Raw genomic sequence first — 13,163 nt, 5'->3', positions numbered from 1 at the left:
CAATCGGGGTGGGTTGACTCAATGAGAGAGATCGGGGCGTTTGTGGTGGAGGGCGACCGGTGGGCGGTCGCCAGCCTGAACGCTGCGGCTCCCGCGGAGTTTGCCGCCGCAGTCCCGAACTGACGGCTCCTATTGCCCGCGCCCCGCCTCGCCGAGATCACCCGCGTCCTACCCAGCTACGGCATCATCATCGACACCGGCGTTGACGGGGTGCGCCTGGAGATGACCATCGAGGCGACCACCGTCCGCCAAGCCGCCGACGCGGCCGTCCGCGCGGCCGAAGACAACCTAGACGACAAACGCCCCGCCCGGCCGTGAGGCCAGGCGGGGCGCCGTTGTATATGGTCCTAACCCAGCTGTATGGAGGAGCGAGTCGTCGTGGCAGGCACACCACGACCCCGCGGTCTCTCGGGGTGCTGCGCTACACCCCTCCGTTGCGTAGTCTGCTCCAGATCGATGAAGTGAGCATGACCAGGGGAGATCTTTAGGCGATGCGACATGGAAGCGGGACAAGGAACTCGGCGTGGCGGCGGAATAAGTGAGCGGTTTCTATGTAGATGTTAATGGTATGGTTGGTATCTCAAGCCTTTTACAGCGCGCGTCGCAAGATACTGCCGAGAGTTCGCGCTATATGGCTCGACACTGTGATCTTTCCTTCGATCAAGAAGGTCTTATATTTAAATTGGCTGGTCCGCATCAGGTAGCGTACTCTCGGATGAGTGATGGCTTGGATAAGCTCGCGCGATTACTGCAAAGCGCTGCGACGCAAGTGAGCTTAGCTAAGGATGAGTACGCAAAGTCTGATATCGGGGTTGCGGCCAGCCTGGACCAGGCTTACCAGGGTGCGAGTAGCCCTTCCAATCTTCGCGGAACCTTAGCTGACCCGCCTAGGCCGGACCTGTGGCCCGTGGCCCCCCGGTCATCATTTGAGGACGTTGTGGAGCCCTCAACGAGGCTGGTTTCTCCTAGCTATGTTATCGGTATTGAGATCTTCCAAATAAACCCGCTATCGGATTTGATCAGCCCTGCCGCCTGGCTGCGACAGGTAAGTGTATGGCTCTTCGGTAATGACCCCTTTGAGGGTTGGGGAAAAACCTTCAGTGGAGATTTGGAAGTCCTACGTTCACTGCGCCTGTGCGTGGCGAATAATTGGTAACTCAATGAATGACATTGGACGCAATTTAGTGACAGGGGCGGCGGACGTCTCCGCCGTATGGCGGGGCAATGCGGCAGAGGCGGAGCAGGAGTATCAACTCTCTGTTGGTGCAGCAGTCTATGCACTTCACCGCATCTGCGATCAGTATGCGGATCTGTATGAACGGGCCGCCGAAGCGGCTAAGAATCTTCACGCTGTCGTCACCGGGCTTATTGGTCAGCTTATAGATGTCCTCATCGTCGTTAACGCTGCTGCCGCTTTGGGCACCGTCTCGATTGAGACCGGCATCGGAGCCGTCCTAGGTTACAGTGTAGCTGGCTACTATGCACTGCAAGCGCACGAGTTGTACAGCGAAATCTCAAGCCACTTCGGTAACGCCGAAGCGATCATAAAGGGTATTGCTGGATCGATTGAAATGGTTAAAACCAGCATGGAAGTGGCATTGCTGCCAGATCTGGACCCCTATCAGCACCCAGCCTTGGCTGATCGATGAAGGGCAACATTACCCAAGAACCCCTCGCCCGTGCTGTGCTGGCGAAATTAGCGCGTACGCGAGGTGTGAACGATCCTCTCGGCTCGCTGGCTCGTGCGGCTCTCGATGGCGAGGCAGAACTGCGAACCGCAGCCACAATGTCCTGGCACGGCGCCGGACTGCAAGCCTCCTTCGAGGAGGCTATGGCACGTCGTGGAGCGATGACACAAGACGAGTTGGCCGAGCACTCGCGGCAAACCCAGTTACTTCTTTCGGCGACCGACCTTGCGGTACTGGACGAGGATGACGACCCCCGTCCCGAAGGAGGCCAACAGTGATGAGCGCATGGATGAGATGGCGGATTGCTCTGCCGCTGCTTGGGCTCAGTCTTTTATTGTTCATTCCCGCAGTGTTCGGCGCTTGGGCCTGGTGGTCCGAGTTTGGTACAGCTTACCGAACAATCACCGTACTTATCTGCTTAATGCTCGCCACTTGCGTTGGCGCCTCCCTGTCCATCGGAATTAAGAAGAGAGAGGGGGTGCCCTGGATTCACATCGGAGTCGTTGCATTGGGGATTCTCGCCGCCTGCGGCCTTACGGCCGTCCGTTAAGCGGCGATCGGACATTTACTTGCGAACGTGGCCGGATTTTATACCGGGGTGCGGCCGGCGTACCGAGCAGGACGCCCAGCCACGGCCACCGTGCCTCGGCCACCCGGACGAGGGCGTAGTAGCTGGCCATCGCCAGCGCCACCACGCCCGCAGTCAGCGCGGTGGACGAGTCGGCGTCGAGGACGATCCCCGCCCGCGAGGCCAGCCAGGCGAGGAGGGCGCCGACGGCGGCGGGGACGGCGGTGGGGATGAGGGAGATCAGGTAGTCGTGAGTCATCAGGGCTTCCTTTCGGGGATGGGGTTGGGGTGTCGGCACCGGTGGCGTGCGCGATCCTGGCCACCTGATCCCGGAGTGACTGACCGCCGTTGGGGCGCAACTCCTCCAGGGCATCCAGCCCCACCTACTGGACGTTGGGTCGCTGGGACATCGGACCGTCAGATGGCGGCGCCGACGCGGGTCGCGAGATCGCGAAGTCCCGCCGGAGTCGCTGTTGGGGCGTACAGCAGCGATGACACGAGGTCGCGGACCGAGGGGCGGTTGACCTCTTCGGGAGCGTACCGTTCCGCAGAGAGCAGGGCCTGAACAGCATGGTCGGGCTTGCCGTGGTGGGTCCATGCGCGGGCGGTGTCGACGCAGAAGCGGCCGTACCGTTCGGTGCTGGGCAACTCGGCTGGTCGTATGGTTTCAGCGCTGCGCAGGGCGGTGCCGGTTTCGCCGAGTGCGGTGTAGACACCGATTTTGTAGATGGCGACGGTGGCTGGACTCAGCGGCACCACGGTGCCGGTCATGGTGGTGCCACCGAGCCGGCTGGCTGCCGCGGCGGCTTCGTCGATGAATGTGGCAGCGGACGATGCGTTGCCCGCCTGGGCGCTGCTGTACGCGGCGGTGCACAGGAGCTTCCCGTATGCCGTGATGAGCGCCGCATCGGTGCTTCTGTCGGCGCCCAGTCCTTCGGCGGTGGTGGTGAGCAGATGCAGGGCGCCGTCGTGGTGGCCTTCACGACGCATGGCGATCGCGATGGTGTGGGTGGCGGCGGCGACTACCAGACCGTTGCCGGTCTCCCGGGAGGCGGTCAGGGCGCGGTCGGCGAGTACCCAGGCGATGGCGTCGTCGCCGAGCTTCGTGCAGACCGACGAGGCGAGCATGTAGGCCCGGGCGAGGTGGCCTGCGAGGGTTTCCCGCTGGAGGCCGGTCGCCTGCTCCCGGGCAGTGTGCAGACCGGCCAGCAGGCTGGGAAGTCCGCGGGTGAGTTCTGTGTAGCGGCTGTCGGCGTAGGCGCGGCTCGCCGCAGCTAGGCCGGCGGTGAGCGTGTCAGGTGCTGTCGGCAGGGCTGCGGCGTCGGTGAACAGCAACGCTTCGAGGCCGGTCGTCGGGACTGGTTCCGGGCTGGTAGTGAGGCCGGCGACCGTAGTTATGGCCGCGCCTGTGAGGAAGGTCCGTCGTCGCATGAGGTCGCCGCCTTCGCCGTTGCCTGATCGGCGGAGCTTATCGGCCTCGGGGTTGCTCGCGTCCGAGGTGGGGACGGCACGGCCGTCGTGTCGACGGACGTCATCCGACAGCCCGAGCATCACCGCGGGGATGGACAGGGTGTGGGCTAGTTGGCGGCGGAGGCTGATGTCGTGCAGTGGGGCGCGTTCGAGGCGCGAGATTGTTGAGCCGGAGTATCCGCATAGGTTCCCGAGTTCGCCCTGGGTCAGACCGGCGGCTTGACGTACGAGGCGGATGACGGTTCCGGCGTCGTCGCGGGCTACGGCAGCGCGGAGTTCCGGGGACTGCCAGATCGGGTGGGTCGGTGTTGGCCTGCACTTATTGGCATCCATCTTTATCACGGTAACTCGCTGTCACGGCGAGTTGGTGGGTCGCGACTTGCGGATCATGCACACGCGTTGCGGGCCTTGCAGAGCTGCTATCGGCAGACGGTAGCAATCGGCGGTAATGGATACACCAACCGCAGTGGCCGTTCTGCCCCAGCCACCACGAGGCTGCCGTCGGACGCAATCCTCGCCTCATCTTTGCCGTTGCGTGAGGGCGCGGGGCCTGCAGAGCAGGACTACGGGGTCGTCACGTGGCGATGAGGTCTCGTGCATCCTGGCGGAACCGGCGGACGGCGGTAGTGCGCTGGTAGGGCGTCAGAGCACCGACCAGGTTGCGTACGTGCTTGACGCATCTCGCGGAGGTGACCTGCCCGGCGAGGGTCTGCACGGCCTGCTCACCGAGGGCGAGCGCCCTGTCCAGTTCGGGATGCTCCTGCCGAACGTAGGTGGTGGCGAGCAGTGCGTTGCGTAGCGCGCCTTCCCGGGTGTACTCGTTGCCCTGTAGCCGCAGCGCGGTCCGTAGGTGATCGCGGGCGCGGGACCAGTCTTCGAGCTTGACGAAGCAGTAGCCCGCCTGGGCGTGGGCTTGGGCTTCGTTGATCCAGTAGGACCAGTCGGGGTCGCCGTGCTCAGGCCGGCTGTCAGTGAATCGGCCGAACGCGCTGTCCAGCGCGCGACGGGTGTCGGCTGTCGACCGGTTGTTGGCGTACGCCTCGGCCGCCCGCAGGTCGAGGATCGCCGTCACCATCGGGCTCGTCGCGGGATAGCTGGCGCGCGCGGTTTCAGCGAGGGTCACGGCCTGGCGAAGTTGGCCAAGGTCCTTGGCCTGGCAGGACATGAAACCGAGGATATTCGCGCCAAGGCCGCGATCACCGGCAGCGTGCGCCTGGTAGAGGCCGGCAATCCAGAATCGCTGTGCCTGGGTGTGCTGGCCGCCGTCGAAAGAGAGCCAGCCGGCAAGGCGCAGCAGTTCACCGGCGGTGGCATGCAACCGTCGACCAACGCTTTCGGGATAGCGACGATCTCGAAGCACCCCGACCACCGTGCTGAGGTGTTGGCGGACCAGTCCGAGGGTCTGACCACTACCCAGGTGGTCGTCCATGCGTCGCAGGCTGGCGGTCACAGCGTCGAGGTGGTCGACGACCTTCCCAGACAGCGGACGGCCGGTGGTCGATCCGACGTCCTGCGGCGGTTGAGCGATGAACCACTCATGCGCAGGCGACGTCAGTGCAGAACCGAGCAGAGTCAAGAACATCCGTCGGTGCATCATTCCCTCAGGTTCGTCCACGACTTCTGCCACGCGCAAGGCCCCGGCTGAGGACCAGGGCAGTTCCAGGCCGGTGGAGGCAGGCACCGCTTGCAACCCGTCGTCCGGCCACCCGAGTTCATCAAGGCTGATCGCGCGCTGCAATTGCTCGGACAGCAGCGCCACCGTCAGCGTCGGCCAGGGACTTCGGGGGACATCGCCCTTCTTCCACTTGTACGGCGTTTTGGGATGGAGCCGCTCCGCGCGCCCGTGCCGATCGGCGTACTCGTTGAGGCGTCGAGCCAGTTGCTCCGGCTGCCAGCCCACCTCGGCAAGCAGTCGACTCATCGCCTCTCCGCTTGATGCCACTCGCCTGCCCTCTCATCGGTAGCGGTTGCCATACGCACCGTATCGGACCTGGCGGTCGGCGGTCATGCCCAGCACTGATGCGCACCGATGGGCACCTCGCGCACCTGCTGGTACGAAGGCTGCGGCGGAGTCAACTGGGCACGTCGCAACCGACGACGTCGCGAGGCCGCACGGTGAGGGGCAGGTGCCTCAAGCCTCGGCCTCAACAGGGTGAGGAGTCCTCGTGATCTCCGAAGTCGTACCGATCGTGTTCGGTGGTCTGGTGCCGGGCTTTCTGCTCGGGCTTCTGGCGTTCCGGGTCAAGTCCCGGTGGTGTCCGCGCTGCGGGGAGTCCACCGAGGCCATGCGGCCGGTGGAGTGGGACCGGTGACCGGGCCGGGTCGGCGGCACCGTAACGACCTTCCGATCGGGCGGCGGGTGGCCGAGTTGCGGGCGCGGCGGGGCATGACCCAGCAGGTCTTCGCCGATCGGGTCGGCAAGTCGATGAGCTGGGTGGACAAGGTGGAGCGAGGTGTGCGTAACCTCGACCGGCTCTCAGCCATCGAGGCGGTCGCCCGCGCCCTGGGCGTCGCCCCGAACGTCCTGCTCCCCGGAAGGACCCGGCCGCAACCGGCCACCGACGTCGGCGGGGCCGTGGAGCGGGTACGGGAGGCGCTGGCTCGCCACGACGTACCCGGCTCCGGCAGCGACGGCCCGCGGACGCCGTCGTCGGTGCGGGACCTTGACCACCAGGTGGGGTACGCGTGGACGGCGTACCGGAACGGCCACCACCCGCAGGTGTTGCGGATGCTGCCCGACCTGCTCGGCGACAGTCGCTGGGTCTACCGCACCCTGACGACGGACCTGGCCGCCACCGGCCTGCTGGTACGGGTGCACCGGCTCGCCGCGCAGGTGCTCGTCAAGCTCGGTGAGCCCAACCTGGCCTGGCTGGCGGCCGACCGGGCGATGACCGCCGCCACCGGTGACCCACGCCGCGCCGGCCTCGCGGCGATCTCCCTCGCCCAGGCGCTCCGGGCCCTGCGGCGGGGCCGGCTAGCGATGACCGCCGCACTCACCGCCGTACACCAGCTCGACCCGGCGCCGTCGCGCGGACGCCCGCCGGAGGACGTCGCCCTGACCGGGACGCTGCTGATCGAAGCCACCCTCGCCGCCGCAGCATGCGGCGACGCCGCCGCGGCCGACCTCACCAACCACGCGGCTCACCTGGCCACCGTCCACGGCGAACAGCAGCATCGTGACGACGACGGCATCGGGTTCGGCCCCACCGCCGTGGAACTCGCCCGCGCCGTGACCGCCATGAGCGTCGGCGACCACCATCGGGCCATCGCCACCCACCGGCGCGCCATCGATCTCGACGTCTGGCAACGGCTCCCGGCCGAGCACCGGGCCGCCCATCTGATCGACATCACCCGCGCCCACCTCGACCTCGGCGATGCCCGCGCCGCCGGCCGCGCCCTGGTCACCGCCGACGGCATCGCCCCCGCCGAGGTGCGCCTCCGACCCGCCGCCCGTGCCGCGCTAACCGCCGTCCTGCGCGCCGGCCCCACCCCGGCCGACGTGGCCCGCCTGGCCGCGACCGTCGGCCTGAGCCGGCAGTAACCACACCGCAGGCGAGCGCCTCCGCGATGGTCCAGTCAGCCAGCGCTCTCCCCCAGCACCGACTCGACGCGCCGTCGCAGTCGCTGCGCGCGCGGGTCCGGGAAGCTGCTCAGCAGCGCGACTGCCTCGCTCCACCAGCGGTGTGCCTCCTCGGCGCGCCCGACATCGATCAGCGCCGTTGCCAGGTGGTCCAGGGCCAGGGCGAGCTGCCAGTCGTCCTCGAGCTGCCGGTGGACCGCCGCGGCCCGCAGGTGGAAGGCGATCGCCTGATCGGGCTGCCCCAGCTCCCGGTACGCCTCGCCGGCCCCGTCCAACGCCATCGCCTCCCGGCTGCGGTCACCCAGCTGGCGCTGGATCGTGGCCGCCCGGTGCGTCGCCTCCAGCGCCTCGGCGGGCCGGCCGGCGGCGCGCTGCACGCGCGCGTACTCGACCAGCCAGTGCGCCAACCACACCGGGCTCCCGCGTTCGGCGATGGCCAGCGCCCGCTCGATCGCGGTCAGGGCGTCGTCGGTGCGCCCGAGTTCGCGCAACGTCATGCTGAGGAAGAACAGCGAGTTGCCCTCCTGCCCCCGGTCGTCGATGTCCCGCTGCACCGCGAGCGCCTGATCCAGCAGCGTCACCGCGTCGGCGAGGTCACCCAGCTCGTACCGGGTCTCGGCGAGGTTGCTCAGCAGCAGGGCCCGCCAGCGATGGTCGTCCCGCCGGGTGAAGATGTCGAGGCTCTCGCCGAAGTGCGTGAGAGCGTCGGTGAGGCGGCGGTGGCGCAGTGCCAGCAGTCCCAGCGCGTTGATGGACACCGCCGTGCCGTGCTCGTCGCCGATCTCCCGCCGGATCGCCAGTGCGCCGTGGTGGTGCTCCGCCGCGTCCGCGAGCTGGCGGGCCTGGAAGTGGGCCTTACCGAGGCTCTCCAGCGCCTCCGCCTCAGCGTGCCGGTCGCTCAGCGACCGTGCTGCGGCCAGGCCGACCCGTGCGGTGGTGAACCATGCGTCGAAGGCGTTGCGGTGCATGAAGACGCCGCGCAGCAGGACGGCCAGGTGCCAGGCGATCCGTGACAGCGCCGCCTCGGCCGCGGCTCGTGTGGCGGCGACGAGGTTGTCCTGCTCGACGGTGAACCAGGCGTCCGCCTCCTCCCTAGTGGCGAAGCTCAGCGGCGTGACCTCGGACGGTGGCGCCAACGGCAATGTCCGGCTGAACGGCAGTGTGCGGGCCAGCGCGGCGTCCGCCGTGTGCAGGTACCAGGTGAGTACGCGACGCAGCGCCGCCTGGCGATCCTCGCCGCTCTCCAGGTGCTTGACCTGGTCCACCGCGTACGCGCGTAACAGGTCGTGCAGTTGGTAGCGGCCGGGTGCGCTCTGTTCCAGCAGGTGCGCACCGACGAGAGCATCGAGCGGCTGCCGGACCTGTGACACCGGCGAGCCGGCGAGCGCGGCGGCGGCCGGGGCGCCGAGGTCCGGACCGGGATGCAATCCGAGCAGCCGGAACAGCCGGGCCGCCGATGTGTTCAGGGCCCGGTAGGACCAAGCGAAGACCGACCGTACGGCGTCGGCCTCCTCGCCGTCCTCCGCGGTGAGGGCGTCCCACAGGGCCGACTCGTCGCGCAGGTCCTGAATCAACTCGGACAGCGGCATGAACGGCCGGCTCGCCGCCCGTTCCGCGGCGATGCGCAGCGCCAGCGGCAGCCGGGCACACAACCGCGCCAGTTCGGCAAGCTCGACGGCGTCATCGCCGGTGCGGTACTCGGCGGTCACGTCGTGCAGCAGCGTCACCGCGTCCTCTTCGGCCAACATACGCAGGGTCAGCCGCCGGCCGCCGTCGCGGCTGACCAGACCGGACAGCATGCTTCGGCTGGTGACGATCACCAGGCAGCTGCTGGTGCCCGGCAGCAGGGGACGTACCTGCCGGACCGTGGCGGCGTTGTCCAGGACCACCAGGACGTGCCGGTCGGCCAGTCGGGAGCGGTACAACGTCTCGCGGTCCTCGAGGTCAGCGGGAATCGCGGACGCGGGGACGCCCAGCGCCCGCAGGAAACGGTCGAGCATCTGGTCCGGTTGACTGGGCTGGCCCGGGTCGTAGCCGCGGAGGTTGGCGTAGAGCTGGCCATCCGGGAAGCGGTGCCGCACGGCGTGCGCCCAGCGCAGCGCGAGAGCGGTTTTGCCGACGCCGGCGGTGCCGGTGACGACGACGAGGCTCGCGTCGACGGCCTCATCGCCGAGTAGCCGGTCCAGCGCGCGCAGCTCCTTGATCCGGTTGACGAAGCCGCGTACATCACCGGGGAGCTGACGGGGAGGCGGGTCGGCGGGGTGGGGGTTGCCGGAATGGAAGTGCACCCCGCCGTACACGTCGCGGGCCTGTACCAGGTCGGCGGGACCGGACAGCTCCGACCGGTTGACGTGCTCTGGTCGTCCTTGCTCCGCCGCGCCGTCAGCCGTCATCGGTCAGCCCGGGTGGGGAGGCTCCAGTGGTGCCACCGCGCGGGCGAAGAACTCGTCCAGCGGCTCGCCGTCGTCGTAGAGCGACTCGACAAATTCCTGGCACCGCGTCACCACGTCCGGGTTCCGCCAGCGCCGCGCGGCCTCGAGTACGCCGTCGGCGTCGTAGATCGCCTCGTACATGATGTCCGTGCCGAGGGTGTAGATCTCCGGAAGCGGAGCATCCACCTCCGCGGCGACGACCTGATCCCGCGTTACCACTCGGGTCAGCCCGCCGTACTCGTGGCGTAGCCGGAGCACGTGCAGCTCCCACTGCAGGTAGGGCGTCAGTGGCTCCTGCACCACCCGCATCCGGCGGGTGGCGAACCCGCTGTCGGCGATGCGCCGGTAGTAGTCCGCGAACTCGGGACGGCGCGCGTCGAGAATCCGCAGCGACTCCTTCCATCGGCCAGCGGCGAACGCCTGCCAGCCCGCATCCTGCGGCTCCTTGAACGTCTGTTGCCGTTCCAGTTTCCAGAATCCCGGCGGGCCCGTCTTCCAGAACCGTTGTTCGAAGTCGGCCCAGTAGTCGGCGAGTGCCAGCAGCTCGCCGGGGTCTCCACCCAGGAGTTCACGCATCAGGGATGTCCACCTTCGCCGCGATCATGGTCGATCGGGGAATGATGATAAGCCTCTCACCGGGGTCAACGGAGACTCCTTCGGGCAGCCGGTCCTGGTAGGTCTCGGTGAGGTCCTGCCCAATCACCGCGACATCGCCGTTGCTCAGCTCCCAGACGTCGGGACAGCTGCCGTCACCAGAGGTGTTGCCCAATTCGTGCGACGACTTGCCCCAACGGCGGCTGAGCTCGGCGGACGGGTCCGCCTCCCACCGGTGAGCACTCATGCCGATCCCCCTGAGTCCGTCATGCTTCGAGCACGGATAGTAACATCGAGGGAGCTGGATTACAGTCATCCGTGCCGGCTCCGGCCCGGATGGTGATCCTTGGGGGTGAGCGTTGTGGACGACCCGCTGATGCTCGCGGCGGCGACGACGCTGGTCGCCTGGGCGACTACCGAACTCGCACAGGGAGCCCGGTCAGCTGTGTCCGGCCTGACCGAGTTCCTCCGGCACCGATTCCGTCACGAGCAGGCAGCCGAGCAGACTGTGGAGGTCGCGCTACGGCACCCGACGGCGGACACAGTTCAGCGCCTGGCCGCGCTCCTCGAACAGGAGACGCTTCGTGATCCCTCGTTCGACGCCGATTTCCGCGCACGCTTCGCGAAGGTCCAGGCAATCGTCGCGGCCGACCAGGGCGATGTGACCAACACCGTCTCCGGCGACGTGAGCGGGTCGGTGGTGCAGGCGCGTGACGTCCACGGCGGCATCTCCTTCGGCGGACGCACCGGCCCCTGAACAGCCGTCGCCTCGCGAACTGGGCAAGTCGTGATGCCCGCGCCGCCGACCGCTCCGCTCACCCCCACGGCATCGCCCCTGCCGAGGTGGCTCGCCTGGCCGTCACCATGGGACTGATCCCGTGCCTGACCGAATGACCTGCCGAGACGATCTTCTGGTGACTGTGCAGGACCATCTCGGTCAGTAGGCTCCAGTGGTGGGTCCGGTTCGACGCCCGGACCGGCTACGGGAGGCGGCATGGCGGTCCATCACGAACGAGCTTTCGGTGACGCGATTGTCGCCGCCCTCGTCGCCAGTGGGTGGGAGCGCGGCGACACCGCCGACTACCGCGCCGACCTCGGCCTGGACGCTCACCAGCTCCTGACCTTCATCGGCGCCACGCAGGCCGCCGAGTGGGAGGAGCTGGTCACCTTCTACGGCGGCGACCCCAACGCGGCGCAGCGCGGCTTCTACCGGCGCCTCGACCAGGCGATCAGCACCGACGGGCTGCTCGACGTGCTCCGCAAGGGCGTGAAGGACCAGGGCGTACGCATCCGGGTCGCGTACTTCAAGCCGTCCTTCGTGGAGTCCGAAGAGGTCCTCGCCGACTACCGGCGCAACCGGCTCACCGTGGTGCGCGAGCTGCCGTACGCCACCAAGCAGGCCGACCGGGGCAACCGGCTAGACCTGACCCTCTTCCTCAACGGCATCCCGGTGGCCACAGCGGAGCTGAAGAACCCGCTGACCGGCTCGGGCGTCGAGCACGCCAAGGAGCAGTACCGCACCGAGCGGGACGCGACCGAGCCGATCTTCTCGCGCCGGGTGATCGCCAACTTCGCCGTCGACCCCGACCGGGTCTTCGTCACCACCCAGCTGCGCGGCAAGCCGACCCGCTTCCTGCCGTTCAACACCGGCTCGGCGGGACCGGGCCGGCCAGGCGGCAAGGGCAACCCGCCGCCCACGGAGTACGGAAAGTACGCCACCTCCTACCTGTGGGAGGAGATCTGGCAGCGGGACATCTGGCTCGACCTTCTGGAACGAACGCACAACTCAGCAGCGGGACGCAGAACTCCACGCCGCGTCCCCGACCCCCTAAGGCAGTCCGCTCAACTGAAGCACATTCGATCCGGCAGACCGTCAACGACATGGAGTCCTGGTTTAAGGAAGCGCCATTGGGCCCGCCCCCTCGTCCCTACTAACCTCGATGATTCGCGCCTGACGCTGGCCCCTTCGGCCCGGCAAAGCTAATCGCCGTTGATCAATGGTGCTCGGTTCCGGGCAGGGTGGCCCGAGCCTTGACAGCCCAGCCAGCACCATCGGGCAGTTGCGTTCACGTCGCTATGATCGCCTGTACCGGACAACGGCTCGCCGCCTCGCGTACGGCGTCGTGCAACTCGGCGGACGGTTGGTCGTCGAGCAGGACGACCGTGCCGTTGAGGTCGTCCTGCTCGAAGAGTTCCGGTAATGCCATTGCGCACTGTCCGGAGCCGACGCAATTGTCGCTGTTGACCTTGATGTGCACGGGTTTCTCTCCTTCTTCACCAGGTGACTGGCAGCTCGTGCACGCCGTAGACGCTGACGTTCGTCTTCAGAGGGACCTCGTGCGGTGCGACGGCTAGTGCCGTGACCACGAACGTTCACGGTGTTGGTCGACACGCCGTCCGGCCTGTTGGGCGGGCGGTGTCGTTGCGGTCAGGCTGTGGCGGTGGCAGAACTTGTTCGTGTTCGGCGGCTTAGTGACCTGGAGGGTCAGCAGTTGCTGAGGATCACTCGTAGAGGTACCGGCTCGCCGATCCGGTTACGGCGGGCGATGGTCGTGCTCGCTTCGGCTGGTGGGAACACGGTGCCGGCGATCGCCCGTCTCGTCCAAGCTGATGAGGACACGATCCGGCAGGTCATCCACCGGTTCAACGAGATGGGGATGGCCAGCCTGGACCCTCAGTGGGCGGGTGGCCGTCCCCGCCAGATCAGTAGCGACGAAGAACAGTTCATCGTCGAGACGGCCACCACCCGCCCCGAGAAACTGGGGCGGCCGTTCACCCGGTGGAGCATCCGCAAGCTCGCTGATCACCTGTGCCTGCACGCGACCCGCCGT

At 67.5% G+C, this 13,163-nt stretch carries 15 protein-coding genes; 8 read left to right on the top strand and 7 right to left on the bottom strand.

Going from position 1 to position 13,163, the window contains the following annotated elements; genetic code table 11:
- The first annotated feature begins 132 nt into the window (after positions 1-132).
- The 3 genes from T398_RS25995 (at position 133) to T398_RS25985 (ending at position 1,966) form a co-directional block, all read left to right on the top strand.
- Complete coding sequence (locus T398_RS25995; RefSeq protein ID WP_496450452.1) at positions 133-318, top strand: hypothetical protein; 186 nt, start codon at positions 133-135, stop codon at positions 316-318.
- 842 nt (positions 319-1,160) lie between these two features.
- The gene (locus tag T398_RS25990; protein ID WP_496450451.1) at positions 1,161-1,649 is read left to right on the top strand and encodes a hypothetical protein; all 489 of its coding nucleotides are present in this window, start codon (positions 1,161-1,163) and stop codon (positions 1,647-1,649) included.
- Positions 1,646-1,966: a hypothetical protein gene (locus T398_RS25985; RefSeq protein WP_496450450.1), complete on the top strand. Its 321-nt coding sequence runs from the start codon at positions 1,646-1,648 to the stop codon at positions 1,964-1,966. Before T398_RS25990 ends, T398_RS25985 begins: the two co-directional genes overlap by 4 nt.
- Positions 1,967-2,221: 255 nt before the next feature.
- On the opposite strand, the gene T398_RS25980 is transcribed toward T398_RS25985, so the two are convergent.
- From T398_RS25980 to T398_RS25970, 3 genes are all read right to left on the bottom strand, one after another.
- The gene (locus tag T398_RS25980; RefSeq protein WP_496450449.1) at positions 2,222-2,515 is read right to left on the bottom strand and encodes a hypothetical protein; all 294 of its coding nucleotides are present in this window, start codon (positions 2,513-2,515) and stop codon (positions 2,222-2,224) included.
- 158 nt (positions 2,516-2,673) lie between these two features.
- Entirely contained in the window at positions 2,674-4,059 is a 1,386-nt protein-coding gene (locus tag T398_RS25975; RefSeq protein WP_496450448.1) for a helix-turn-helix domain-containing protein, read from the bottom strand.
- Positions 4,060-4,300: 241 nt separating this feature from the next.
- Positions 4,301-5,647, bottom strand: coding sequence for an NsdA family TPR-like regulatory protein (locus T398_RS25970; protein ID WP_496450447.1), 1,347 nt, complete (start codon positions 5,645-5,647; stop codon positions 4,301-4,303).
- A 244-nt stretch (positions 5,648-5,891) separates the two neighbouring features.
- Here T398_RS25970 and T398_RS25965 point away from each other — a divergent pair, with 244 nt between their 5' ends.
- Positions 5,892-6,038, top strand: a complete 147-nt coding sequence (locus T398_RS25965) for a hypothetical protein (RefSeq protein WP_496450446.1) — start codon at positions 5,892-5,894, stop codon at positions 6,036-6,038.
- Positions 6,035-7,267, top strand: a complete 1,233-nt coding sequence (locus T398_RS25960; protein WP_496450445.1) for a helix-turn-helix domain-containing protein — start codon at positions 6,035-6,037, stop codon at positions 7,265-7,267. Before T398_RS25965 ends, T398_RS25960 begins: the two co-directional genes overlap by 4 nt.
- A 35-nt stretch (positions 7,268-7,302) precedes the next feature.
- Here T398_RS25960 and T398_RS25955 read toward each other — a convergent pair whose 3' ends face one another.
- From T398_RS25955 to T398_RS25945, 3 genes are read right to left on the bottom strand one after another with little or no spacing between them, the layout of a single operon-like run.
- Entirely contained in the window at positions 7,303-9,699 is a 2,397-nt protein-coding gene (locus tag T398_RS25955; protein WP_496450444.1) for an ATP-binding protein, read from the bottom strand.
- Between the two features lie 3 nt (positions 9,700-9,702).
- Complete coding sequence (locus tag T398_RS25950) at positions 9,703-10,314, bottom strand: DUF6879 family protein (protein ID WP_496450443.1); 612 nt, start codon at positions 10,312-10,314, stop codon at positions 9,703-9,705.
- A complete protein-coding gene (locus T398_RS25945; protein ID WP_210918221.1) occupies positions 10,307-10,579 on the bottom strand; it encodes a hypothetical protein in 273 nt (90 codons plus the stop codon). The genes T398_RS25950 and T398_RS25945 overlap by 8 nt, the downstream gene beginning before the upstream one ends.
- A gap of 105 nt (positions 10,580-10,684) precedes the next feature.
- Here T398_RS25945 and T398_RS25940 point away from each other — a divergent pair, with 105 nt between their 5' ends.
- Together T398_RS25940 and T398_RS25935 are read left to right on the top strand one after the other, a co-directional pair.
- A complete protein-coding gene (locus T398_RS25940; RefSeq protein ID WP_496450442.1) occupies positions 10,685-11,089 on the top strand; it encodes a hypothetical protein in 405 nt (134 codons plus the stop codon).
- A gap of 237 nt (positions 11,090-11,326) precedes the next feature.
- Positions 11,327-12,316 (top strand): type I restriction endonuclease, encoded by a 990-nt coding sequence (locus T398_RS25935; protein WP_496450441.1) that lies wholly within the window; start codon positions 11,327-11,329, stop codon positions 12,314-12,316.
- 82 nt (positions 12,317-12,398) lie between these two features.
- On the opposite strand, the gene T398_RS25930 is transcribed toward T398_RS25935, so the two are convergent.
- Positions 12,399-12,590 (bottom strand): ferredoxin, encoded by a 192-nt coding sequence (locus tag T398_RS25930; RefSeq protein ID WP_496450440.1) that lies wholly within the window; start codon positions 12,588-12,590, stop codon positions 12,399-12,401.
- 183 nt (positions 12,591-12,773) lie between these two features.
- Here T398_RS25930 and T398_RS25925 point away from each other — a divergent pair.
- The coding region (locus T398_RS25925; protein WP_496450005.1) for a helix-turn-helix domain-containing protein at positions 12,774-13,163 on the top strand (390 nt) is incomplete at its 3' end.

The sequence above is a fragment of the Salinispora goodfellowii genome, from assembly GCF_059570675.1.
This window is presented reverse-complemented; position numbering and strand designations above follow the sequence as displayed.